This is a genomic window from Bradyrhizobium genosp. SA-3 (genome assembly GCF_004212635.1).
Classification (GTDB): Bacteria; Pseudomonadota; Alphaproteobacteria; order Rhizobiales; family Xanthobacteraceae; genus Bradyrhizobium.
This window is the reverse complement of sequence record NZ_PSRT01000010.1, coordinates 51,006-74,028: the sequence shown is the minus strand read 5'-3', so window position 1 is coordinate 74,028 and position 23,023 is coordinate 51,006. Positions and strand designations below refer to the sequence as shown.

Genomic DNA, 23,023 nt, shown 5'->3' with positions numbered 1-23,023 from the left:
CCGCCAGCGTGGACCGGCGAGCCGCAAGATGTCCCGTTCGACTCGCCTAGATTTGCTTTCCGCGCATGCAATTGATCACAAACTCTCGCTTTGCGCGACCTTGTCCTTTCATAATCCCACCCGCACTCGAGAAACCACGTTCGCTAGCAAGCTGCTTGCATCTTTCCAAACTTTGGGGGGAGCCTCCGCGAGGCGTGCTCTGCTGCGCCTGTCCAGCGCCGGTGGTCAGAGCCAGAGTGAGGGAAGCAATTGAAATCAGCCTAATCATTAAATAACTCCCTACATGAAGGATGATCTAATCATTGCAAGGAAAAGATCGGAATGCTTCGCGCCGGAGCCAGAAATGCAAAAGTGGCGGACGCTCGGCACCACGGCCCCAGAGTACTCACGTTTGTCGATAGCCAGCTTAATTATCGGCGATCGACGCGATGGCGGCGGCTCCCGATCGCTCGTAGATTGTAGCGCAGGGGCCCGCCGGCGTGAACCAGCGAGCCTTCCGGTTAAGTTGCAGTGTCACCGTAATTTCGTAATTTCCGTAATTTCGCCTGCGATCGATGCATTCTGTTTCGGAAATTGGCGAGGACCTACTTCGTCGAGAAGCCGCCTGAGTTTTTGAGCCATCGAAGGGGCAATAGCCCGCTCGCGTTCCGCAGTCCAAGGAATTGATAATTTGCGAAGTACTTACGATGCCGCTTTGATGGCGGTATGCTTCGCGCTGTTCGTCACTGGACTCGGGATCTGCTCGCCGTTCATCGGGTATTCAGCGCGTCCGTGACATTGTGCGCAGAGGGAGACGGATCATGATCATCAGCATTGCCGCGGCTGCCCTCGCCCTTCACCTCGGGACCGTGGTGGTGCAAGACACTCCACCGGAGATTCAAACCGTCCAATACGGTGTCCCCGTTCACCCGCCTCCATGCGGCCACGGCTGGGACGTGAGCGCCCGTGACGGCATGTGCTATCCAAACGGATACCTTCCTCCTCAGGAGCAGGCTGCGCGGCAGTACTATTATCGCGGTGGCGGAGGCTACGGCAGATATCGAGTCCCCTGTGGTCACGGCGCAGACGTCGATATTCGGGATGGTCAATGCTACCCCAACGGTACGGTGCCGCCGCAGTTTCAGCAGGGCCGACAGGGCTACTACGGCGGCTATGAACGCCGCCCCAGACATCGTTCCTACTATTATTATTGAGGAGACCGCCAGCGTGAACTGGCGGGCGGTCGTTTACCGTAGCAGCCAAGCTTGCCCTCTGGCGGCTGACTACCGATATCGAGTTGCGGCGGCGAACCGAATCAACTTCGATCGTCCGGAACTCTGGAGGGGGAAATGATGCGTATTCGGTTGACTGTGTGCGCGACGGCCATGTTGGTTTTGAGCACTGCGAATGCATCGGCATTCTCGATGAGCTTTCGATGGTGTGGCCTCGGCTCTCCAGTGTTCGCATTGACCGGTGTGCCAAAGGGAACGGTTACCCTGCAATTCCACATGGTTGATCTTCAGGTCCCCAGCTACAATCATGGTGGGGGGACGGTCCCGTACAAGGGACAGTCCACGATAGCTTGTGGAGCACTGAACAACTATTCGCCCCCGAGCCCGCCGAGCGGCAGCCATTCCTATCAAATCACCGTCACTGCATTTGGGCCCGGTAATTCAAATCTTGGCTCGGCCACCTACGCACGCGAATTTCCCGAGAAGAAGTAAATCTGCCGGACACGACGGGCGCGGCTGGCGGCATTGTGGTAAGGCTTACCGCGTCCAGACGAAGTCGTTCATTCGCGGGTCGGCGCTGAAAGCATCTCGATCGAACGCGATAGAGATGCGGGTAGTGCACTTAATGAGTCGCGGAACGGGGTGGCCCCAGCGCAATGTCGCAGTAACTTCCTAGTAAAACTCCCTCGGTGTCCGATCATACCTCAGGCCTGTAATACAGCTTGAGCTTCCTCATCTGTCAGGAATCTCATTTCAGGCATGGCTCACCCCGCTTGGCGCAGAATTGCGCGCGTCGAGGCGGCACCTGGGTCGTGACGGGTCAAAGGCTCAAAGGTGCCCATCCACCGCTTGTCGGCATAGGAACGTTTCGACCGGCCGGGAATCCTACAAGCGCAATCCATCCAGTGCTCCTCGTGGATCAAACGATGGAAAAAGCGCTCGCATACGCCATCTCGGTGGCCCTCGTCGGCTTCGGTGTCTTGATCTTTTTCGCCGGCCTGTCCTCCAGTTCGCCTGCCCTATGGACAATCGTTGCGCTGGTCCCGATCACCATCGGGCTCGCGAGCGCCTTTGGCCCCATGTGACTGGATGTGGAAACCAGGCCTCAGATCAGTCAATGCTCGACCCTGGGCGGCCGCGCCAAGTGCTTCTTTGGCCGATCGGGTTTTACCGATGATGATTTGGGTTTAGCAGTCCGGCGAGTTGCTGCGGCCGGGTTGCGATCGACGCTCCGCCCCTGTTGCATGTGCTCGGCTGCGATCACGCGGGATCGCAAATTTTCTAACTCGGAAAGCCCGGAAACAAGCTCGTCAACGCGCTGCTTCAGAACAGCGGTGCGATCACAAGCGCCCATTAAACGCCCCCACGACACCCAAAGACCCACCCGGATGACCGGGATAATTATGCAAGCAAGTAATGCGGTGGCGAGGCGGTGGTTCCGATTGAAAGTGCTGCGCTTTAGTGACGGCCCCGGCCGTGGGGGCTTTTGGGTGGGGTGGAGGCCGGGGCCGCTGGAGGTGCTTGGACCTTTGGGGAAGGCCAAAGCCCATCGAAGGCTAGGAAAAATCGGCAATCACGTCTGTTCGCTTTCGGACATTGCCTGTAGCGTTCCATTACGGGGAACGGAGTCATTGCAAATGAAGGACTATCTGGCCCAGCTCGAGAAACTCCGGAAAGAACCGTCCATGAGGCATGGGGTCATGACTTGATGCCGGCGGCGATCAGTCGCCAGCGCACGAGCATGGGCCCCTTCGCGATACTGGGTTCGCGCCGATATGGCCCCAAGTGATTTGCTAGACGCCTCTTCAGCTTTCCGGGACTGAAACCGTAGCCGGCATGCTCAGCGGAGCTCCTCCAACCGAAACGGGCCCCACAGGTTTCGATTCCCGAGCGATCCGTTTGCGCATCACCGAGGATAGCCCATAGCGAGCATGCGCTCTTCGAATGGAGGACGTGACATCCGACATCATTGCGCTTTGCAGCGAGTCGACCTTCGCAATCAGCGTCGAAAGCTGCGAAGAAATCTTCCTCACATCGATCCGTTCGTCCGTGATGCTCTGGCGCAGAGACAGGAGCACCATTGAATCCTGCTGCAGCAGAGCTGCATTTTGCTGCACCGAGTCTTTGCTCTCCTTCAGCAAAGCAGTCTGTTGCTGCTGGGTCGACTGAATGTCCTTCAAAGCAGCGACAACCGGATCCGGCTTTGGCGCGGAAGCTTCCTGGCGCGGAAACAGGTCAGCCAAGCTGCTAACATTCAGCGACGAAAAACCAGACGGCGATGTGTAGATCGCCGCCGAGCCATTGATGGCCAGGGCACACACCGACAGGGCCAGGACCGATTTCCGGCTGGACCGCTTGATCGGCACTGGAGCTTCCGCGGCTGCGGGCTCATGCGCTGCTGCTGCGGCGGCTGCAAGTGCTGCAGGGTCGAGCTCTTCGGCGAAGCCTTCCGTTTCGAAAGTCGTGGTCACGTGCATTGACCCCAATGAGCGAGCAAAAGGAAGCCGCCCCTGGAACGTCCTCACGACGACTCCTTTACGCAGCACCCAAACACAACTGTCTAAAATTGTGGGCTTTTTGGATTAATTCCACGTTAGCGGCCTGGCCGGCTGACGGCCCGCGACCCCGGCCAATTACGGGGGTTAAGCCCGTCACCCCATGGCCAGCAGCAGTTTTCTCCGCAACGGATTTTCCGAAGAATGGCAGAATGCCACTGTTTTGCCCGACGCGTCAACCGGATTTCGCGACGAATGCAGAAGACATTGTACCAGCAGCACTTAGCTACTGTGCATGGGGTTGTTTTCGCGTTCTTGGCTAGTCGCTCAATCGAGAGGATGTGCTCGGGTACCAACTCCTCCACCAATCAATGCGCGGTGGCCGATTGGTTAGGCGCCGGATTCTGGACTCCGAGGGGCGCGATGATCCATTGCGCCGATCGTGTCTCTTCGCCGCTTCGCTCGCGGACTACAAGCCTGGCCCCGTCGGGCTCGGAACGCGTCTGGGCGACACAGTTGTTCGTCGCTCGACCTGTGCGTTGGCGTCCAGCATCTTGTCGCCAGCTCGTGCGGCTCGCGGCCGGCTGATCTGGTCCGAAAGGCTCGCGCCTCTCCCTGGCTGACCTTCTGAACCACCTTGAGCCTGTGTTGCCGATCTGTTTCGGGAGGACGCCAGGCCAGTGGTCATTTGATCCTCATTGCTCGTGCCGCTCCCAATCGCGCCGATCGGCAGACCGTTTTGGGCATGACCAACCCCGGCATTTCTCGCGGCCTGGGCTGCCGAGCGCGACTTCGCAGGCGTGGCGGGCTGAACGTTCGGATTTGTCGATTGGCTGTTGGTGTCCAGATTTCCGCCGGGGGAGGTGTCTTTCGTCCCCATCCCTGGGGGCGCCGAGCCACCCGCATTACCTGCACTCGTCCCCATTCCAGAAGGTGCCGACCCGCCGGCGCTACCCGCCCCTGTCCCCATGCCCGCTCCCGCGGACCCTGCATTTGCGCCGCCTGCTTGCGCCAGGACCAACAGACATGAGCTTGCGACAATCGCGACAATGACCGGAGGGATGGCATGGGACATCGGACAATCTCCATTCGCCAATCCCATTAACTATAACGGTGGAACCGGGTTCCCGCTACGAACTCCCAATTGAAGAAGCCGGCCGCTGAGCGCCTCTACCCCTCATCCAGCAGCTCGAACAACTCCTCCACCCGCTCAAACGGCGCATCTCGCATCGGGCTGTGATAGACGACGCGATCGCCGTCGCGTTGCAGCGACTTGCCCCGCGACTTCCGCAAGCGTCCCGGCAGGAACGTCGCGGCGACCGCTCCGGGGCCGACGTCGAGGCGGATGATGCCCCTACGCTTGCATTCGATCCTGAGCCAGGCTGCGGCGAAGAAGTCGCGCGCCACTTTCGGCAGTGGGCCGAAGCGGCGGGAGGTTTCCTCCTCGAGGTCGTCGAGGTCGTCTTCGTCATTGCATCGTGCGGCGCGTGCATAGAGTTCGAGGCGCACGGGCTCGGACTGCACGTAGGTCTCGGGCAGCATATCCCCGACCGGCAGATTGAGGTCGGGCACCCACACTGCGGCCCGGCCCTCATCGACCTTCTCCGAGGCCATTTTCAAGAGGTGACTGTAGAGCACGGGCCCGAACACCTGGACGTGCCCGGATTGCTGCTCCGAGAACAGGTCTCCAGCGCCCCTGAGATCGAGATCGCGCTCGCTGATGGCAAAGCCGGCGCCCGGCCGACTGAACTCCTCGAGCACGGCCAGCCGCTTCTCGGACTGCCCGGACTCCGTCTCGGTCAGCAAATGGGCGAAGGCGCGGATGCCGCCACGGCCGACGCGGCCGCGGAGCTGGTGCAGCTGGGCAAGGCCGAACTTTTCCGGCCAGCAGACCACGATGGTGTTGGCGCGGGGAATGTCGAGGCCGCTCTCCACGATGTTGGTCGCGAGCAGGACGTCGGCCCTGCCCTCGACGAAGCTCATCATGCGGTCGTCGATTTCGTCGGCCGCCAGTCTGCCGTGCAGACAGACGATGCGAAGGTCGGGAGCCACCGCCTGCACCCGCGCCAACATGGGATCGAGATCCTGGATGCGCGGACAGATCAGAAAACTCTGGCCGTGGCGCCGCTGCTCGCGCAGCAACGCGGAGGCGATGGCGGCATCCGACAGCGGTGCGATCCTGGTTGCGACCGGAAGCCGGTGCACCGGCGGCGAAGCGATCACGCTGAGATCGCGGAAGCCGGCAAGGCCGGCGGCGAGCGTCCGCGGGATCGGCGTCGCGCTCATCATGAGCACGTGAACGTTCTTGGCGAGGCCGGAGAGCTTGGCCTTTTCGGCCGCGCCAAAATGCTGCTCCTCGTCGATGATGACGAGGCCGAGATCATCGAACTTGACGTCCTTGCCGGTGAGCGCCTGCGTGCCGATCACGACCTTGATCCGGCCGCTGCGCAGTCCCTCCTTGGTCTCGCGCAGCTCCGCGCCTGATGTCGCCCGCGACAGGTTGCCCACCTCGATGCCGAACGGAGCAAAGCGCTTCTGGAACGTTGCGACATGCTGCCGTGCCAAGACCGTCGTCGGCACCGCGATCGCCACCTGCTTGCCGGACAGCACCACGGCGGCGGCTGCCCGCAGCGCCACCTCGGTCTTGCCAAAGCCGACGTCGCCGCAGATCACCCGGTCCATCGGGTGACCGGACGCGAGATCATCCAGCACGTCGGCGATCGCCTTGGCTTGGTCGCTCGTCGTGAAATAAGGGAAGCGCGCCACGAACTTCTCGTAGGCCGATCCCGGCAGAACCAGCTTTTCGGCGCGCGCCGCCGGCGCTGGCTGATGTGCCTGGCCAGCACCTTGCCCGCGATCTGGATTTCGCGTTCGGCTGAGGTGCGGCGCGCCCACCACGTGCTGCCATCCGCCTTGTCGAGCGCCAGCTTGCCGAGCTCAGCTGCATAAGGCCACATCAAGGCGAGATCGGGCGGCGGCACCAGCACCGCATTGTCGCCTGCGAACTTCAGGCGGATCATCTCCCGCAGCGCGCCGCCGCCGGTATTCACGGTTTGCAAGCCGTCGAGCACGCCAAGGCCGCGCTGGAGATGGACGACCACGGTGCCCTGCTCGGGCACGTCGGCATGATCGAAGGCCGCACTCCAGGCGCGCGCCATCGGCTGGGGATGATGCGCCCGGCTGCCGAGCACGTCGGACGCCGTCACGACGGCAAGAGACTTTTTCCCCGGCAGGACGAAACCGGCATCGAGATCGGCCAGCAGCGCCGTCTCGCCGTTCCGCCCGCGCGTCGCCTCGTCCCAGTCTTCGCAGCGCTGCGCCTTGACGCCGCTCATCCGCTCCATCACGCGCAGATCATCCTCCTGCGCCGCCACGAGCATCAGGCGCGAACCGGCCCGCCGCGTCTCCTCGACGAACGCCCGCAGCGCCTTCCTTGCGGATGTCAGCTTCGAAAACTCCGGCGTGGTCTGGAACGGCGCCGTCCGCGGCAACGCCTTCATGCCCTTGGCGAGCCGTTTCCAGTCAGCCCGCCCAAGATATTCGCGCTCCCGCTCGGCACGGGGCGCGGCTTCCTCGATCGTGCTCAGCCAGGCGTCGGCGTGCAGCGGGACGCCTGCATCGGCGATCCATTTGGCGCGCCCGCAATAGTCGAACAGGCTCGCGCGCTTGCCGCGTTTGCCGGCGAAGGCAAGCCGCTCGGACATGGGATCGACCAGAAGCTCGCTGGTCTCGAAGATGATGTCGTGCTCTTTCGGATCGAACGCCACGATCCGCCTGATCGCGCGATCCGAATGCTCGATCCGGAACGGCCCCAGCGCGCCTGCGGGAAATATCTCGAAGGTCTGGCCATGAAACAGCGCCCCGCCCGGATAGTCCGGCTCGTCGTCGAGATCATATCCGAGAGCTTCGAGGCGCGCCTCGAGGTCCCGCTCGGAGAACGCGCCGCCCACCTTCAAGCTTACGCTCAGGCGCGACAGGCTCGCAGGCGGCGGCAGGCGCTCCATCACGGCTTCCGCCGTCGAAACCAGAAACAGCGGCTTTTTGGATTTTGCGAGGCGTCGCAGGACCGAGGCTCGGCGCCCCGCGAGTTCGTGGGATGGCTCCAGCTGATCGAACGGCAAGGTGTTCAGTCGCGGAAACACCAGGACCTCGCAGGAAGGGTCGAGCGCGTGAATGACGCTGCCCAGCCGCTCGGCCCTGTTCTCACTCTCGGCAAGAAAAACGAGACCGCTGCGTCCGGACTGCTTCCATTGTGCAAGCAGATGGAGAGCCATCATCCCGAGGGGCGACGAAGACGAGATCGTTGCGCGCTGCGACCCCTTGCTCTTCTTGGGCGACTTCTTGGTCGCCCGCGCTTTTTTGGAAAGCCTCACTTGAACCCGTCTCTGGTCGTAAACCGCCGGCAACTGAACGCGAGCCGCTCTCATCCTGATTCGCCTGCTCGGCGCCATGCATATGGGATTTGCCCGGCGAACGCACGCTCGTGGGCAACCTCTGGGACGCCATCGCGATCCCGGCCGTTTGGCCGTTGATCGCCCAGCAGGTCGGAACTGGCTCCGCTCTGACGCATGAAATGCGCGTCCATGCTCTCGAGGCGAAAGTCAATACAATCGAGACGTTCTACTCACTTGCAGGCACGAAAAAGCCCCAGCGCTTGGAGCCACGCTGGGGCGTTCGTTCAAAATGAAGCGGTTAAGCAATGACGTCTTCATAGCAGCGATCTCGCCGAGCGTTTGTGAACTGGTTCACACGACTTGCGCCAAAACGACCTCAGTGCGAAGGCGCTGAGGTCGCCAACCTTTGTGGGGAAGGTTTTCTCGCGGCCCGGGGGCTTTTGGGGTTGGGGATGGGCCGTGAGCCTAGAATCTACGCGCGCCGAGCGAAGTCGTTCCAAGAAAGTGGGCCAGATGTCTGCAGCGCGGTCGGCGCACTGATGATCCGACCTGCCGGAACTGGGTACCGCATCCTTTCCGGTTTGAGCATGCACACGCCGCGCGCTAGGATTTCCCTTTTACGGAGGCTCATTTGAAACCATTCATTTTCATCATCATCGCGGCCATCGCACTGCTTGCAACGGCTCCCGCACGCTCACAGGCGTTGGTCGACCCAAGCAAGGTCGCCCCCGAATATCGGGAGGCGGCCGAGAAGCGCCGGGCCGAGCAGCTCCGGCAGCGCGAATGCGGGATGAAGGCGGATCTCGAGAAGGTGCTGCCCAGGGATCGCACCGCCTATCTCAACCGTTGTCTCGACACGATGGCTGCCAAGCAATAGCGGCTGCGCGCATTCTGCGAACAGCGGCCCACTTACCCGCATCGGCTGTCACCAAGCCTGTCGGCCAAGTCGCGAAGGCATTCAGGCTTTCTTCAGACATTTGAGATCACCTGAACACCCATTTTCAATAGTCATTGTCGATCGCGCATGAGTTTCGTCCAGATTCAGTGCACGCGCTGCAGGGGCGTGTTTCGCGATCGCGCCGGCCGGTTGCAGGACGGCTATCCCAGACAATGTCCGAGCTGCGAAGTGGTGCTGTTCTTCGCAGAGGACTCCCAACACCCCTTCATCAAGCGCGCGATGCGCAATGCGCGCACGGCCCGCAAGGAGCAGCGCGAGGCCGAGGCTATCCGGCTCGCTGCACCGGAGCCGCGCGCGCCCGGTCGAGGTCATCTGCCGGGCGGATGCGATCGGCGGGCCAAGAGGATTAGCTCACCGCCGCGACTTTCGCGGAAACAGGCGGTCGCGGATGTAGCGCGAGGTCGGCGTCAGGCGGATGCGGCGGGGCTTCTGCCAGGCGGCGCGGTCGATCTCCTTCTTGTCGCCGATCGCCAGCCTGCCCTTGGCGCCCTTGGCGATGAAGATCGCATCGCTCATCTTGCGGCCGGAGCGCTTGTTCCTCGCCTTCACTTCCTTCCAGAGACTGATCCGGCCGAGCTTCAGCTTGGGCAGCTCTTCCTTGATCTCGCGCCGCAGGCAGTCCTTGTCGGATTCGCGCGCACGCTTGCGCCCGCCTGGGAACATCCAGAGGCCGTCCGACCGGCGTCGGACCAACAACACCTTGCCGCGCCTCGCGGCAACCAGCTTGGAAGACTTCGCCATTACTGCCGTAGATCGGGACCAGAATCGTCCAGATCGTAACTTGTCTAGTCGAACAGACAAGTTCGGGGACGCATTTTGATCACAGACCGCGGAGCGGTGGGCTCCTGGTGCGACATGGCGGACCGAGCGCGCCGTCGAGGCGCGAGATCAGCCCTCGCTCGTCTTCGGCCGGTCCTCCGTCCTGATCCAGGCCATCATCATCTCCCAGGCCACCGACAGGATGATCGGCCCGATGAACAGGCCGACGATGCCATGGGCGAGCGTGCCGCCGATCACGCCGACGAAGATCACGATGGTCGGCGTGGTCAGGCCGCGCCCCATCACGAGCGGCTTCAGCATGGTGTCGATGAAGCCGACCAGGACGAGAAACACGGTGAGCAGCAGCGCCGTGGTCACGTCCTTGGCAGTCCAGATCCAGATGATCACCGGCAGCAGCACGAGGAAGGCGCCGATCTGCACGATCGAGAGCAGCAGCACGATGAAGGCGAGAAGGCCGGCGCTCGGCACGGCCGCGAGCTTGAAGCCGAAGCCGGCGAGCAGCGCCTGCACCACCGCGACGCCGATCACGCCTTGTGCCACGGCGCGGATGGTCGCGCCCGCAAGCTCCAGGAAATGCTCGCTCTGCTCGGGCACGATCCGGAACAGGAAGCTGCGGCCGGCTGCAACTAGCCGCGGCCCGTGCGGAAACAGGAAACCGGCGACGAACACCGACAGCAGGAACTGGACCGTTCCGAGACCGGCATCGCCCGCGAGCGACAGCAGCGGTCCCGCCAGCGGCTGAAGATACGGCGCCACCTCGCGCAACACCGCGCGGATGTTGTTGTAGGCCTGCTCCCAGAGGTCATAGAGCCACGGGCCGACCAGCGGCCACGATTTGAGCTGCTCCGGCGCCGACTGCAGCGCGAGGTCGCCGGTGCTAAGCTGATGCGCCAGCTCCCGCACACCGTCGACGGCGCTGAGGCCGAGCCAGGTCGCAGGGCCGATGACGATGCCGAGCGTGATCAGGGTCAGGATCGCTGCCGCTGTCTTCGGCCGGCCGCCGAGGATTTTGGCGACCCAGCTGAAGGCCGGATAGAACGCGACCGCGAGCACGCCGCTCCAGGCCAGGATCGGCACGAACGGGCGGATGATCAGGAAGGTCCAGATGATCAGCAGGCCGAGCAGGCCGAGCCGGATCACCAGCTGGATGATATCCTCACCCGTCAGGAGCTGACGGAGACTTTTCACGGCTACTGCTTTCCCTGCGACATGAACGCAACTTCCGGCGCTTGCGAGGCCTAGCCGTTATTGCCAGCAACAAGCCGGGCGTCAAGGCGACCGGTTCCCGCATATCCGCTAACTAGGAACGCATCGGACCAATCGGCATTTGAGGACGATGACGGCCGGACCCAGAGAGCCTGATGCGCATGCGGGGATTCACCGCGGGGTCCACTATTCGCTGAAGCGGAATGCCGCGCTGGGCTACTGGCGCTATGCCTATGCGATCGGCGACAGGGTCCGCTCCGGGCGGGTGCAAGGCAAGCTCCCGCTGCTCGCCATCAGGCGCGTGCAGATGCGCATTGACCGGGACTTGCGGCCTGGTTTGGCTAACGCCCGTTAAGTGGATTTCTCCGGGCCAGTTTACGCCGCTGCAAAAGCCCGTGGCTACCGTGGGTTGAGGTCCCCAAACAGCATTCTGTGCAATGGCCAACAGCATCTGGACGATCGAAGAATTCACCTGCCCGGGTTGCAGCATGAGCTACACCGCGACAAGGGAGGAACATGCCGAAGCGCATTCCGGCAGCTTCAAGTGCAGCATCTGCAGCAGCGTGGTGCATAGCTGGTCCGGTAAGCATCACTTTTTCGGCTGGGAAGCGGTTAAGACCAAGCCGCCCGTGTTCGGACGGCGCTGGGCGGGCGTTGGATGGTAGGGCCGAGGCATCGGTCGCGCTCGCCATCATTGCCCAGCGAAAGCCGGCAATCCCGTCGTTCACCGACCGCAGGGTGAGCCGCGATCAGCCGCCGCCGAAATTGGAGGGATCGAGATTCCTGTTCTCCGACGGCGGGATCGGCGGATAGCCGGGAAACCTGTACCAGCCGGGCGGCACGACGGCGCGCGTGTCGGGGCGGACCACGACATGGTGCCGCGGATGCGCGTGATACCTCGGCGCTGCGGCAGCCAACGCGCACGCTGACATCAGAACAAGCAAAGCCAGGACAAAGCGCATCGCACGGGCTCCAGACGTCCCCGCCCATCATGTGGTCAGCAGAACCTGCTCGCACCATTCATCTGTGCGTCACAACCGGTCACATCGGCGAGATCGCCGGAAAATCTGCCCAATTGCGCCGAAGGCGTTTGGACTCCGTTCATCGATCGCCGCTAGATCAGTGCGATCCTCCGCGCCTCACATCAGCCATGGCCGACCTCAACGCCGTCCTTACCAGGCTCAACGACCGACTGCTTCGCCTCGAGGGCGAGCTGTTCGTGCTGCGCTCGCTGGCACGCGCGACGCTGACGGCAGGCGATGATCACGCGGCGCGCATGCGCAAGCTGGTCGAGGCCGCGAAAGTCGCGCTCGACGACGAGGCCAAGCGTCCGCTCGACAAGCCGACGCGCAAATATGTCGATGCGGCAACCGCACTGGTGGAAGAGCTCCTGGTCGAGCCGACCCCGGCGCGGCCGCTGTTCACGGTCATCGACGGTGGCCGCCGCGACTGAACGTTTCAGACAGGAGACGATGGACCGAGACCCGCGCTTTCGGCCTTCAGCCGGCTGAGGCCTGCCTCGATGATTGCGATCTCCTCGTCGATCTGGCCGATTGGCAGGCTGAAATCAAAGCCCGACCTGCTCTTCAGATCGACGGCGAGCCGCTGCCGGTGCATCATCAGCTCGTCGAGGCCACGCCGGTTCTTCAGTCGGACATAGGTGTCGACGATCTGCTCAATCGCGCTGGACATGAAATCGGTCCCGGCCAAAAGGCCCGCGCGGCGCGCCCACGCCGGCGGGACATTCTCAGGTCGCGGTACGCAATACAAATCCGCGACGGATTCGTCGATACGCCAGGCTGGTTGAGAACGTATTACCATCAGATGATTTCGTGATGCGCTGTGCATTGTTGATAACCCGCGCAAACGCAGCGTGGGTGGTGACAGGACGTCCGGACGTGTTATCGGGGGATGACGCAGTTGCGAGACAGATCGGACACCCATGCGCATTACCCTCGTCGGCTCCCGCCATTTCGGCGTGACCACCCTGAATATGCTCCGGGAGCACAGTGTCTCGATCGTGCGGGTCGTGGTGGCCGATGCCGAGGATCGCCTCGCCGCTGCCGCCAGGGCGGCCGGCATCGAGGTGGCGGTCCAGGCCAATCCGAAGCTGGTGGTGGCCTCCGAGATTGGCCCCGATACGGATCTGATCATCACGGCGCATAGCCACGCCCGGATCGGCAAGGACGCGCTCGCCGCCGCCGAGTATGGCGGGATCGGCTATCACCCTTCGCTACTGCCGCGCCACCGCGGCAAGGCGGCCGTGGAATGGACCATCAAGGAAGGCGATCCGGTTGCCGGCGGCACGATCTACCACCTCGCCGACCGCATGGACGCGGGCGCCATCGCCGCCCAGGACTGGTGCTTCGTCAAGAAGGGCGAGACGGCGCGGGAGCTCTGGGAGCGCGCGCTGGCGCCTCTCGGCCTCAAGCTGCTGGCCGACGTGATCGACTACATCAAGGTTCACAAGGCGCTGCCGGCCAAAGTTCAGGACGAGCAGTTCGCGACCTCGGCGCCGAGTCTCTCCTGACGTTTACCCTTAACGTGAACCCGCGTTGATTCTGCTTCGAAAATCGGAGCCAAGAACCCAAATAAACTATTGTTCCCACAGGAACAATTTTCGATTTGGCATCGCAACAAATTTCCGTCACATTTCGCCCGAATAAACGTCAGCATATCAGACAAATTCAAGGACGGAATTCATGCGTTTTGGTCGCATTGCGGTGTTCTGTGCCGCCTCAATTTTCGCCGGCACCCTCGCCGCTCCCGCCTTCGCCCAGGGCCCTTATGACGGCAATTGGCAGGTCACGATCGTGACCAAGAGCGGCTCCTGCGAACCGACCGCAAGCTCCATCCTGACGGTTGCCGACGGCAAGATCACCGCACCCGGCGCTAACGTTTCCGGCACCATCGGCCGTGAGGGACTTGTGAAAGTTTCGATCAATGGTGCATATGCCAACGGTCAACTCAACGGCAACGCCGGATCGGGGAAGTGGAATGGAGCATCTGCAGGCATACCATGCAGCGGGCGGTGGGAAGCATCGCGCCAATAAACCAACTGAGGCTCGCGCTAGAGGCCGGCGGCTACTGATCGCGGCCGCCGTTTTGTTTGCGGCGGGTATCGCCCACACTGAAAGCAAAGCCCAGGCCGGCCCGTTTGCCCCGATGGCAGGCAGCTGGAGCGGCGGCGGTACTGTCATCCTCGATGACGGCTCGACCGAGCGGATCCGCTGCCGGGCCAAATACGCCCCGATCGGTCCGACCATGGAAATGTCGCTGACCTGCGCCAGCGACGCCTACAAGTTCAACCTCGGGGCCAGCGTCAAGGCAGAGGGCAGCGCCATCACCGGCAACTGGTCCGAGGCCAGCCGCAATATCAGCGGCTCGCTCCAGGGCCGCGGCGGTGGCGGAAATTTCGAGGTGGTCGCCTCCGCCGCCGGCTTCAACGCCAATATCGCGTTGAGGACGAGCGGCAACAAGCAGACCGTCACGCTGCGCGCCGACAGCCAATTCCGCGGCGCCAACATCTCGATGACGCGCTGAGCCAGATCACGTTCAAGACCATCGACCCGGCGACCTCGCCGGGTCTTTTTTATGCATTCGGCACGAACGCCGTGACCTCGATCTCGACCTTGGCCCGCTCGTCCACGAGACCGCTGATGTAGAGCAGCGTCGAGGGCGGGAAATTGCGTCCCAGCGTTTCCTTCCAGGCCGCGCCAATGCCGGCCCCGGCGGCCTCATACTCGCTGCGGCTGGTCAGGTACCAGGTCAGGCGGACGATGTGCTCGGGGCCCGCGCCGGCTTCGCCCAGGAGCTTGATGATCCGCTGCAGCGCGGTCGCAACTTGCGCCGCCATGTCGGGCGCGTAGTTGCCGCTCTCGCCGCCGCCGGTCTGCCCGGCCAGCACCACCCAACGCCCCGGGCCGTCGACCACCGCGCCATGGGAAAAGCCGCGCGGTTTTTTCCACTCGGCCGGCTGCAAGATGCGCATGAGCGAAGACCTCCCGATTTTTTCGTTGTTCGCTGACGCCTTAGCACACCGGGCTGCATCCCTGCATCCGCAGATTTGACCGTTGCAAACGGCAGCGATGTCGCTGATACCGGCTTTCCCCTCAGGCACGATTTCCCGCACTCACACCTATGACCGCGACACCGTCCAAATCGATGGCTGCACTTTGGATGGCCGGCTGGCTCGCGCTGATGCTGGTCATGGCGGTTGCCGGCCGCGAGACCACGAGCGAGCTCAACGTCTTCGAAATTATGGAAGTGCGATCTGTGATCGGGTTGTTTCTGCTTCTGCCGATCATCTACCGCGCCGGCGGCTTCAAGGCGGTCGCGACCAAACGCCTGCCCCAGCACCTCGCGCGCAACGGAGTCCACTATTTCGCGCAGCTCGGCTGGTTCTACGCGCTGGCGCTGATCGGGATCGGCCAGGTCGTCGCGATCGAATTCACCATGCCGATCTGGACGGCACTGCTGGCCGCAACTTTCCTGTCCGAGCGCATGACCGTCTGGAAGATCGCCGCCGTCGTACTCGGCATCGTCGGCGTCGTCGTGATCGTACGGCCCGCCACCGGCGAGATCAATCCGGGCCAGCTGATCGCGCTTGGGGCCGCGATTGGCTTCAGCACCTCCATGATATTGGCGAAGTCGCTGACCCGGACCGAAAGCGCATTGTCGATCCTATTCTGGATGATCGTCGTACAGATGGTCATCGGCCTGCTACCTACGCTGTACGTCTGGACATGGCCGTCAGCCTCCATGTGGGGTTGGCTCTTCGTCATCGGGGTCTGCGGCACATTCTCGCACTACTGTCTTGCTAGTGCGCTCCGGTACGCGGATGCGACCATCGTGGTGCCGATGGACTTCCTGCGGGTTCCGCTCACGGCAACCGTCGGCTGGCTGTTATATTCGGAGCGCCTCGACACCTGGACCGTACTGGGCGCGGCGCTGATCCTGTGCGGCAATCTCCTCAATTTAAGGCCGCCATCAGCGGTTCCTGCCCGCGCGCAGTGAACCTCGCGCCACCTCGCGCGACAAAACGAAGTGGCCGTGTGATTTGGATCACGTTGGGGAAGCATTCCATCGTGCACATTCGGCCACACAGCAGCGGGTTGAACGCAGCGGACCGCCGTTTTGGTGGCGCGAAGTCGGGCACTTCGTGTAGGTTCGTTGCCAATTTGTTGCTGCCTGCAATTCGATTCTGGGGGATTTCAGAATGCGCTATCTCACCCTCCTCGCTTCGCTGATGTGCATGGCACTGTCGATCAGTGCTGCGAAGGCTGACCGCCGCGTCGCCTTCGTCGTCGGCAACGGCTCCTACAAGAACGTCGCGCAATTGCCGAACCCGCCGATCGACGCCAAGGCGATGGCGGCGACGCTGCGCAATGTCGGCTTCGAGGTGATCGAAGGGTCCAATCTCAGCCGCGACCAGATGACGGAGAAGCTGCTCGATTTCGGCCGCAAGGCGCAGGGCTCCGACATCGCGCTGTTCTATTATGCCGGCCACGGCATTGCCGTCAGCGGCACCAACTATCTCCTGCCTGTCGACGCCGACATCAAGTCGGAGATGGACGTCAAGCTGGGGGCCGCCATTAACATCGACCTGACGCTCGAGCAGACCATGGGCGATGCCAAGGTCAAGCTCGTCTTCCTCGATGCCTGCCGCGACAATCCGTTCGCCGCCAAGATCAAGTCGAACTCGGCGACGCGCAGCGTCAACGTCCAGAGCGGTCTCGCCGAGATGAAGTCCGGCGAAGGCACGCTGATCGCGTTCGCCACCGGCCCTGGCCAGACCGCGCTCGACGGCCAGGAGGGCAACAACAGCCCGTTCACCCGTGCGCTGATCGACAACATCACCAAGCCCGGCGTCGAGATTCAGCAGGCGATGACGTCGGTGCGCGCCCAGGTCAATGAAGAGACCCGCAAGGGCCAACTGCCCTGGGGCCACACCAACCTGACCGGCTCGGTCTACCTCAACCAGGCCCCGGCAACGCAGGTCGCCAACGCGGCGCCGACCGCGGCCGGCACCGTGCCGGCGGCAACCGGCGGCGGCTCGGACGGTGTCGAACTCGAATATTGGCGCTCGGTGAAGGAGTCCAACAAGCCGGAAGAGCTCAACGCCTATCTCGCCGCCTATCCGAACGGTCAGTTCAAGGCGCTGGCGCTGGCACGCCTCGCGGCGATCAAGAGCGGCCCCTCGACCGCGACCCGCACGCTCAACGCTGGCATCGATCCCGCGACCTTTACCGACGAGGCCACTCAGCTCACCGAAGACCAGATCGGCCTCGACAAGAACCAGCGCCGCGACGTGCAGCGTCGCCTCACCGGCCTCGGCTTCGACACCAAGCAGACCGGCGTGTTCAGCGACGAGACCCGCGCCGTGCTCAAGCGCTGGCAGGCCGCGCGCGGCTATCCTTCGTCCGGCTACCTCAATAAGCACCAGCACAAGGCCCTGCTCTCGGAGATCGTGGCCGCACCGCCGACCGCCAGCGATAGCAGCCAGAAAGCGGCTCGGCGTGCCAGCGCCCCTGCACCCAGCAGCGCGCCGGCACCGGCTCCCCAGCGCAGCAACCCCGGCGATGCTGCCGGCGCGGCCTTCGTGGGCGGCGTCGTCGGCGGTATGATGGGCGGCATGTTCCGCCGCTGAGGCAGGACGCCAGCTTCAAAACAAAAGCCCGGCTCGCGCCGGGCTTTTTCCTTCTTTGGTACGACGGTGTCGCAGCACGCTCCGTCATTGCGAGGAGCCCTTGCGACGAAGCAATCCAGACTGTCACCGTGGAAAGATTCTGGATTGCTTCGCGGAGCCTGTCATCGGGCCGCGCTTCGCGCGGACCCGTTGGCTCGCAATGACGACGTTGGCTACGACTTCCCCGCAGCCTTCCGCAGCGCCTCGTTGATGCGGTCCTGCCAGCCCGGCCCGCCCTCCTGGAAGAACTCCAGCACGTCCTGGTCGATCCGCAGTGTGACCTGTTCCTTGACGCCGGGAACGGCGGTTTGCTTGGGCGGCGCCACGGCGACCTTGGCCGTCACCTTCTTGAACGCCGCCTCGGCTTCCGTCCTGGCATCGCCCAGCGTACGCGGCCGTCTCGGTTGATCCGCCATGTCCTAGATTCCCTCAAATAGAGCCGTGGAAAGATACCGCTCGGAGAAGGACGGCACCACCGCCAGGATGGTCTTTCCCGCAGCTTCGGGGCGCTTGCCGATCTGAAGCGCGGCCGCGATCGCGGCGCCCGAAGAGATGCCGCCCGGAATGCCCTCATGCCGCGCCAGCGCGCGCGAGGCCTCGATTGCCGTCGTCGAATTGATCTTCACGATCTCGTCGATCACGGAGCGATCGAGGATGTCGGGAACGAAGCCGGCGCCGATGCCCTGGATCTTGTGCGGGGTGTGCTGGCCGCCTGAGAGCACCGGGCTCTCCTCCGGCTCGACCGCGACCACCCGCAAGGAAGGTTTGCGCGGCTTCAACACCTGGCCGACACCTGTGATCGTGCCTCCGGTGCCGACACCGGCGACGAAGACATCGATGTTGCCGGCCGTGTCGTTCCAGATCTCTTCCGCCGTGGTGCGGCGGTGCACCTCGGGGTTGGCGAGATTCTTGAACTGCTGCGGCATCACCGAGTTCGGCGTCGTCTTCAACAGTTCTTCCGCGGCGGCAATGGCGCCGTTCATGCCTTGGGCTGCCGGCGTCAGCACCAGTTCCGCACCGAGAAAGGCCAACATCTTGCGACGCTCGATCGACATCGATTCCGGCATCACCAGTTTGAGCCGGTAGCCGCGCGAGGCCGCGACGAAGGCAAGCGCGATTCCGGTATTGCCGGAGGTCGGCTCGATCAGCACGGTGTCGGGCTTGATGATGCCTGCCTTCTCCATGGCGATGATCATGGCCGCACCGATGCGGTCCTTCACGCTCGCGGCCGGATTGAAATATTCAAGTTTTGCCAAAATGGTCGCGTTCACGCCGTGCATGCCGGGCAGTCGTTGCAACCGCACGATCGGCGTGTCGCCAAAAGCCTCGACGATCGAGTCATAGATCCGGCCGCGGCCGGGTTGGTGCGCTGCACCCGTCTTGGACGACGCGTCCATGATGAACTCCCTGTGGCAACAATCTGCGCTTCACGGCTCTCGCGCAGTTACAGACAGCTTGCGCCGACACGCAAGCGACAATGCGGCACATGTTAAATACGCTGCATCGCAAAATCGCGTGAGCTGCAAATATCAGAAAACCAACGCATTTGTGTTGCGACCTCGTCAACTGATTCTGCTTATGTTAGACTTAGGTTTCAAAGCAGGGAGGTCACCACGATGTCAGCAGTTGCTGAAGTGTTGTCGACCGTCGCGCTGAACCGCTATCCGCGTTGCAGCGAGTTGCCTACCTGTCCGGTCTGCGCCGACTCCATGGTCGCCGCCGAAGCATCTGCCTACGTCTCCGACCAAGTGATCAGCTATCTCTGGACCTGCGACAATTGCGGCTATGGCTTCGTGACCAAGCATGCCGTCAAGCAGCGCTTCGTCTGCAATTAATCTAGCGCGGGGCGATGTCGCCCCTCGTCCAGTCCTCGCGCGTACGCTGATAGAACTCCTCGAACCTTCCCTGTGCGACCGCGTCCCTGATGCCCTGCATCAGGGACTGGTAGTAAGCGACATTGATCTCGGACAGCAGCATCGCCCCCAGCGTCTCGCCTGCCTTGACGAGATGATGCAGATAGGCGCGCGCGCAGCTGCGCGTCGACGGCCATGAACTCTCTTCATCGAGCGGACGCGGATCGTTGGCGTGGCGCGCGTTGCGCAAATTGACCTGGCCGAAGCGCGTGAAGGCGACGCCGTGACGGCCATTGCGCGTCGGCATCACGCAATCGAACATGTCGACGCCGCGCTTGACTGCCTCGAGGATGTCGTCGGGCGTGCCGACGCCCATGAGGTAACGCGGCCGCTCTCTCGGCAGCAATGGTGAGGTCTCGTCAATCATCGCCAGCATCACCGCCTGCGGCTCGCCGACGGCAAGGCCGCCGATCGCATAGCCGTGGAAGCCGATCTCGACCAGGCCTTGCGCGCTGGCATGGCGAAGCTGCGGCACGTCGCCACCCTGCACGATGCCGAACAGCATGTAACCGGCGGACGCGCTCGCGAAGGCCCGCTTGCTGCGCTCGGCCCAGCGCAGCGACAGGCGCATCGCCCGCTCGATGTCGTCACGCTCGGCCGGTAGCCGCACGCATTCGTCCATCTGCATGGCGATGTCGGAGCCGAGGAAGCGCTGCACCTCGATCGAGCGCTCCGGCGACAGCTCGACCTTGGCGCCGTCGATATGCGAGCGGAAGGTGACGGCGTGCTCGCTGACCTTGCGCAGATCCGCCAGCGACATCACCTGGAAGCCGCCGGAATCCGTCAGCATTGGCCCGTTCCAGCCGGTGAATGTCTGCAAGCCGCCAAGCGCCGCAATCCGCTCGGCGCCGGGGCGCAGCATCAGATGATAGGTGTTGCCGAGCACGATGTCGGCGCCAGCGTCGCGCACCTCGCGCCAGTGCATGCCCTTCATGGCGCCCGCGGTGCCGACCGGCATGAAGGCCGGCGTTCTGACCACGCCATGCGGCGTGGTCAGGCGCCCGGTGCGCGCGGCGCCATCGGTGGCGAGCAATTCAAAGTGATTGGGAAGATCATTGTCGGGATTCATGGCGGTGCTTATTGCGTGTCGGAGGAGGCCGATCAACCCGCGCGAACCACGCCGAGGCTGGCTTGTGCCTCAGACTGGGACACAATTGGTGCGGATATGGGGGCCTGTCTCCCTTGTTAAACAAAACGATACCGTGTAGTTTTAGCCTCGGGGCTGGACGAGATGCCGCGGCGGATCTGCCGGCGGCGGTGCAAGCGTGATCGCCAGCCACCGACGATGCCTTACCATTCAAGTTCGACTGAAATGTCCGGCCGTTCGCATGGCTGGATAAGGCGAATAGGCGCCGTCCTGGTCCTGACGTGCAGCCTGGCGCTCGGTGCCTGCACATCCCTGCCCCGTACGCCCTATACGGCCGCTGAAGCCAGCACATCGCGTGTGCTCGATCTCGATGGCCTCCGGCGCTACGCCGACGAGCCCGTCACGAAATTCAGCTTCGAGAAGGACAACAGCACCGCGACGAAATCCTATCTGGCACTGTCGGGCGGCGGCGCCGACGGGGCCTATGGCGTCGGCGTGCTGAACGGCTGGACCGCGGCCAGAACCCGTCCGACCTTCTCGGTCGTCTCGGGTGTCAGCACCGGCGGCCTGATCGCGCCGTTTGCGTTCCTCGGCTCGCAATATGACGACACGTTGAAGGAGGTCTACACCAGCGGCATCGCCGAGAGCCTGCTGAACGATCCCAGCATCATGCGCGTGCTGTTCGGATCCGGCCTGTTCGGCAACACGCGGCTGCGCGAGCTCGTCGCCCGCTATGTCGGACCCGAGATCATGGCGCAAGTCGCGCGCGAGAATGCCAAGGGCCGGAAGCTGTTGGTGGTGACGACCGATCTCGACACTCAGCGCACCGCGATCTGGGACATGGGCAAGATCGCCGCGGTCGGAACGCCCGAGGCGCTAAAACTATTTCGCGACGTGATGGCGGCTTCCGCCAGCATTCCCCTGGTGTTTCCACCGATCATGATCGACGCCGAAGGCCTGGGCCGCAGGTTTCAGGAGATGCATGTCGATGGCGGCGTGACGGCGCCGGTGCTGACGCTGCCGGAAGCCCTGCTCTTCCAGGGCAGCCGCCTGCCGGACAACGCGAAGATGGACATCTACATTCTCGTCAACAAGAAGATCGAACGCAATTTCGAGCTCGTCTCCAACAGCACCATCGACGTCGCCTCGCGCAGCCTGTCGTCGATCACCCAGTCGCAGACGCGCTCGATCATCTTCTCGACCTATGATTTCGCCAAACGCAACCGCCTGGGCTTCCATCTCTCCTACATCGCGCGCGACTATCCGGCGGCGCCCTCGGAAGGGTTCGATACTGCCTATATGCGGGCACTGTATCAGTACGGCTATGACAAGGCAGCGTCCGGCCAGGCCTGGACATCGACGCTTCCGTGATCCCTCGTGACGGAACGAGGCCATACGGAAACCGTTGACGATACGGCCAATTCGGCCAGATTCGCGATGACGCCCCCGCTCCTGCGCGATATAGAGCGAATGACTGATATCACGACCGCGCAGGAATCATTGGGCATGGGATTGACTGCGACCAAGACAAGAACTGCCGCGCCACGGCGCGAGGTCCCGAAATCACGCGGCGGCCGGCCGACGAAGACCGCCGCCATCGAGCGTGATCAGCGGCTGATCGAGGTCGCCACGCGCCTGTTCCTGGATCGCGGTTTCGACGCAACCTCGCTCGACGCGGTCGCGGAAGCGGCGCGGGTCAGCAAGCCCACCGTCTATTCACGCTACGGCGACAAGCGCGGCCTGTTTGCGGCCGTGCTGAGGCGCGAGATCGCGCGCTGGCTTGCGCCGCTGTCGGCAGCGGCAGAGACGCAGCTCTCCAGCGCCGCGAACATCTCGGTCGAGCAGCGTCTGGTCGAGATCGGGCGCGAGATGTTGACATTCACCTGCGGTCCCGACGCCGTCGCCTTCAGCCGCATGATGACGTCACAGGCCATCAACTTCCCTGACGTCGCCAAGCTCGGCAAGGAGGAAGGTTGGCTCAAGGCCGTCGCCACCACGGCGCGCTTCTTCGACCATCTGGTGGCGCAAGGCGCACTCGATGTCGACGACACCACCATTGCCGCCGAGGTGTTTCTCGACGTCGTCGTCGGTCACACCCACCGCCTGGCGACGTTCGGAACGGCGCTCGAGATGAAGGCCGCGGAAAAGCGGATGCGGGCGGCGATCAAGCTGTTCCTGGCCGGCGCGCTGGGACCTGCCGACCGCATCCAGAGCGCCGCAAAGGGCACGCAGCGGCGCCCGTCCCGCTGACAATTCCGTGAGCGCGCGATCTATCCCCCAGGGAAGCACGG

At 63.2% G+C, this 23,023-nt stretch carries 22 protein-coding genes and 1 pseudogene; 13 read left to right on the top strand and 10 right to left on the bottom strand.

Annotated elements, in window-relative coordinates:
* Window positions 1–800: 800 nt before the first annotated feature.
* Window positions 801–1,193 carry a hypothetical protein gene (locus CWO91_RS05085; RefSeq protein ID WP_130212498.1) on the top strand — a complete coding sequence of 131 codons (393 nt, stop codon included), beginning with the start codon at window positions 801–803 and terminating at the stop codon, window positions 1,191–1,193.
* Window positions 1,194–2,137: 944 nt separating this feature from the next.
* Window positions 2,138–2,296, top strand: coding sequence for a hypothetical protein (locus CWO91_RS42695; protein ID WP_165405231.1), 159 nt, complete (start codon window positions 2,138–2,140; stop codon window positions 2,294–2,296).
* A 720-nt stretch (window positions 2,297–3,016) separates the two neighbouring features.
* Here the strand turns inward: CWO91_RS42695 and CWO91_RS05075 are convergent.
* Entirely contained in the window at window positions 3,017–3,688 is a 672-nt protein-coding gene (locus CWO91_RS05075) for a hypothetical protein (protein ID WP_165405234.1), read from the bottom strand.
* A gap of 1,188 nt (window positions 3,689–4,876) precedes the next feature.
* Window positions 4,877–7,983, bottom strand: a pseudogene (locus CWO91_RS05065) (DEAD/DEAH box helicase).
* 748 nt (window positions 7,984–8,731) lie between these two features.
* Here CWO91_RS05065 and CWO91_RS05060 point away from each other — a divergent pair.
* Window positions 8,732–8,977, top strand: a complete 246-nt coding sequence (locus CWO91_RS05060) for a hypothetical protein (RefSeq protein WP_130212495.1) — start codon at window positions 8,732–8,734, stop codon at window positions 8,975–8,977.
* A 432-nt stretch (window positions 8,978–9,409) separates the two neighbouring features.
* On the opposite strand, the gene CWO91_RS05050 is transcribed toward CWO91_RS05060, so the two are convergent.
* Window positions 9,410–9,799 carry an NUDIX hydrolase gene (locus tag CWO91_RS05050; RefSeq protein ID WP_130212494.1) on the bottom strand — a complete coding sequence of 130 codons (390 nt, stop codon included), beginning with the start codon at window positions 9,797–9,799 and terminating at the stop codon, window positions 9,410–9,412.
* A 147-nt stretch (window positions 9,800–9,946) separates the two neighbouring features.
* Entirely contained in the window at window positions 9,947–11,026 is a 1,080-nt protein-coding gene (locus CWO91_RS05045) for an AI-2E family transporter (RefSeq protein ID WP_130212493.1), read from the bottom strand.
* A gap of 455 nt (window positions 11,027–11,481) precedes the next feature.
* Here CWO91_RS05045 and CWO91_RS05035 point away from each other — a divergent pair, with 455 nt between their 5' ends.
* Window positions 11,482–11,709 (top strand): hypothetical protein, encoded by a 228-nt coding sequence (locus CWO91_RS05035; RefSeq protein WP_128933662.1) that lies wholly within the window; start codon window positions 11,482–11,484, stop codon window positions 11,707–11,709.
* A gap of 84 nt (window positions 11,710–11,793) precedes the next feature.
* Here the strand turns inward: CWO91_RS05035 and CWO91_RS05030 are convergent, their stop codons facing one another.
* Window positions 11,794–12,006 (bottom strand): hypothetical protein, encoded by a 213-nt coding sequence (locus CWO91_RS05030; protein ID WP_130212491.1) that lies wholly within the window; start codon window positions 12,004–12,006, stop codon window positions 11,794–11,796.
* A gap of 188 nt (window positions 12,007–12,194) precedes the next feature.
* On the opposite strand from CWO91_RS05030, the gene CWO91_RS05025 reads away from it, so the two are divergent.
* The gene (locus CWO91_RS05025; RefSeq protein ID WP_027575377.1) at window positions 12,195–12,497 is read left to right on the top strand and encodes a hypothetical protein; all 303 of its coding nucleotides are present in this window, start codon (window positions 12,195–12,197) and stop codon (window positions 12,495–12,497) included.
* 5 nt (window positions 12,498–12,502) lie between these two features.
* On the opposite strand, the gene CWO91_RS05020 is transcribed toward CWO91_RS05025, so the two are convergent.
* On the bottom strand, window positions 12,503–12,736 hold the full coding sequence (locus CWO91_RS05020; protein ID WP_130212490.1) for a hypothetical protein: 234 nt from the start codon (window positions 12,734–12,736) through the stop codon (window positions 12,503–12,505).
* Between the two features lie 250 nt (window positions 12,737–12,986).
* On the opposite strand from CWO91_RS05020, the gene CWO91_RS05015 reads away from it, so the two are divergent.
* From CWO91_RS05015 to CWO91_RS05005, 3 genes are all read left to right on the top strand, one after another.
* A complete protein-coding gene (locus CWO91_RS05015) occupies window positions 12,987–13,574 on the top strand; it encodes a formyltransferase family protein (RefSeq protein WP_130212489.1) in 588 nt (195 codons plus the stop codon).
* A 172-nt stretch (window positions 13,575–13,746) separates the two neighbouring features.
* Complete coding sequence (locus CWO91_RS05010; protein WP_130212488.1) at window positions 13,747–14,097, top strand: hypothetical protein; 351 nt, start codon at window positions 13,747–13,749, stop codon at window positions 14,095–14,097.
* Window positions 14,042–14,587: a hypothetical protein gene (locus CWO91_RS05005; protein WP_165405230.1), complete on the top strand. Its 546-nt coding sequence runs from the start codon at window positions 14,042–14,044 to the stop codon at window positions 14,585–14,587. Before CWO91_RS05010 ends, CWO91_RS05005 begins: the two co-directional genes overlap by 56 nt.
* A gap of 49 nt (window positions 14,588–14,636) precedes the next feature.
* Here the strand turns inward: CWO91_RS05005 and CWO91_RS05000 are convergent, their stop codons facing one another.
* Window positions 14,637–15,035, bottom strand: coding sequence for a RidA family protein (locus tag CWO91_RS05000; protein WP_130212486.1), 399 nt, complete (start codon window positions 15,033–15,035; stop codon window positions 14,637–14,639).
* Between the two features lie 149 nt (window positions 15,036–15,184).
* Between CWO91_RS05000 and CWO91_RS04995 the strand changes: the two genes are divergently transcribed.
* Both CWO91_RS04995 and CWO91_RS04990 read left to right on the top strand, forming a co-directional pair.
* The gene (locus CWO91_RS04995) at window positions 15,185–16,060 is read left to right on the top strand and encodes a DMT family transporter (RefSeq protein ID WP_130212485.1); all 876 of its coding nucleotides are present in this window, start codon (window positions 15,185–15,187) and stop codon (window positions 16,058–16,060) included.
* Window positions 16,061–16,262: 202 nt separating this feature from the next.
* On the top strand, window positions 16,263–17,693 hold the full coding sequence (locus CWO91_RS04990) for a caspase family protein (RefSeq protein ID WP_130212484.1): 1,431 nt from the start codon (window positions 16,263–16,265) through the stop codon (window positions 17,691–17,693).
* Window positions 17,694–17,905: 212 nt separating this feature from the next.
* On the opposite strand, the gene CWO91_RS04980 is transcribed toward CWO91_RS04990, so the two are convergent.
* Both CWO91_RS04980 and cysK read right to left on the bottom strand, forming a co-directional pair.
* Window positions 17,906–18,148: a BrnA antitoxin family protein gene (locus CWO91_RS04980; RefSeq protein ID WP_128933653.1), complete on the bottom strand. Its 243-nt coding sequence runs from the start codon at window positions 18,146–18,148 to the stop codon at window positions 17,906–17,908.
* Window positions 18,149–18,151: 3 nt separating this feature from the next.
* Window positions 18,152–19,129 carry a cysteine synthase A gene (gene cysK / locus CWO91_RS04975; RefSeq protein ID WP_091897794.1) on the bottom strand — a complete coding sequence of 326 codons (978 nt, stop codon included), beginning with the start codon at window positions 19,127–19,129 and terminating at the stop codon, window positions 18,152–18,154.
* Window positions 19,130–19,348: 219 nt separating this feature from the next.
* On the opposite strand from cysK, the gene CWO91_RS04970 reads away from it, so the two are divergent.
* Window positions 19,349–19,567 (top strand): hypothetical protein, encoded by a 219-nt coding sequence (locus CWO91_RS04970; RefSeq protein WP_130212482.1) that lies wholly within the window; start codon window positions 19,349–19,351, stop codon window positions 19,565–19,567.
* 1 nt (window position 19,568) lies between these two features.
* Here the strand turns inward: CWO91_RS04970 and tgt are convergent, their stop codons facing one another.
* The gene (tgt, locus tag CWO91_RS04965) at window positions 19,569–20,714 is read right to left on the bottom strand and encodes a tRNA guanosine(34) transglycosylase Tgt (RefSeq protein ID WP_130212481.1); all 1,146 of its coding nucleotides are present in this window, start codon (window positions 20,712–20,714) and stop codon (window positions 19,569–19,571) included.
* Between the two features lie 243 nt (window positions 20,715–20,957).
* Between tgt and CWO91_RS04960 the strand changes: the two genes are divergently transcribed.
* The gene (locus CWO91_RS04960) at window positions 20,958–22,103 is read left to right on the top strand and encodes a patatin-like phospholipase family protein (protein WP_165405229.1); all 1,146 of its coding nucleotides are present in this window, start codon (window positions 20,958–20,960) and stop codon (window positions 22,101–22,103) included.
* Window positions 22,104–22,238: 135 nt separating this feature from the next.
* The gene (locus tag CWO91_RS04955) at window positions 22,239–22,982 is read left to right on the top strand and encodes a TetR/AcrR family transcriptional regulator (RefSeq protein ID WP_130212516.1); all 744 of its coding nucleotides are present in this window, start codon (window positions 22,239–22,241) and stop codon (window positions 22,980–22,982) included.
* Window positions 22,983–23,023: the final 41 nt, after the last annotated feature.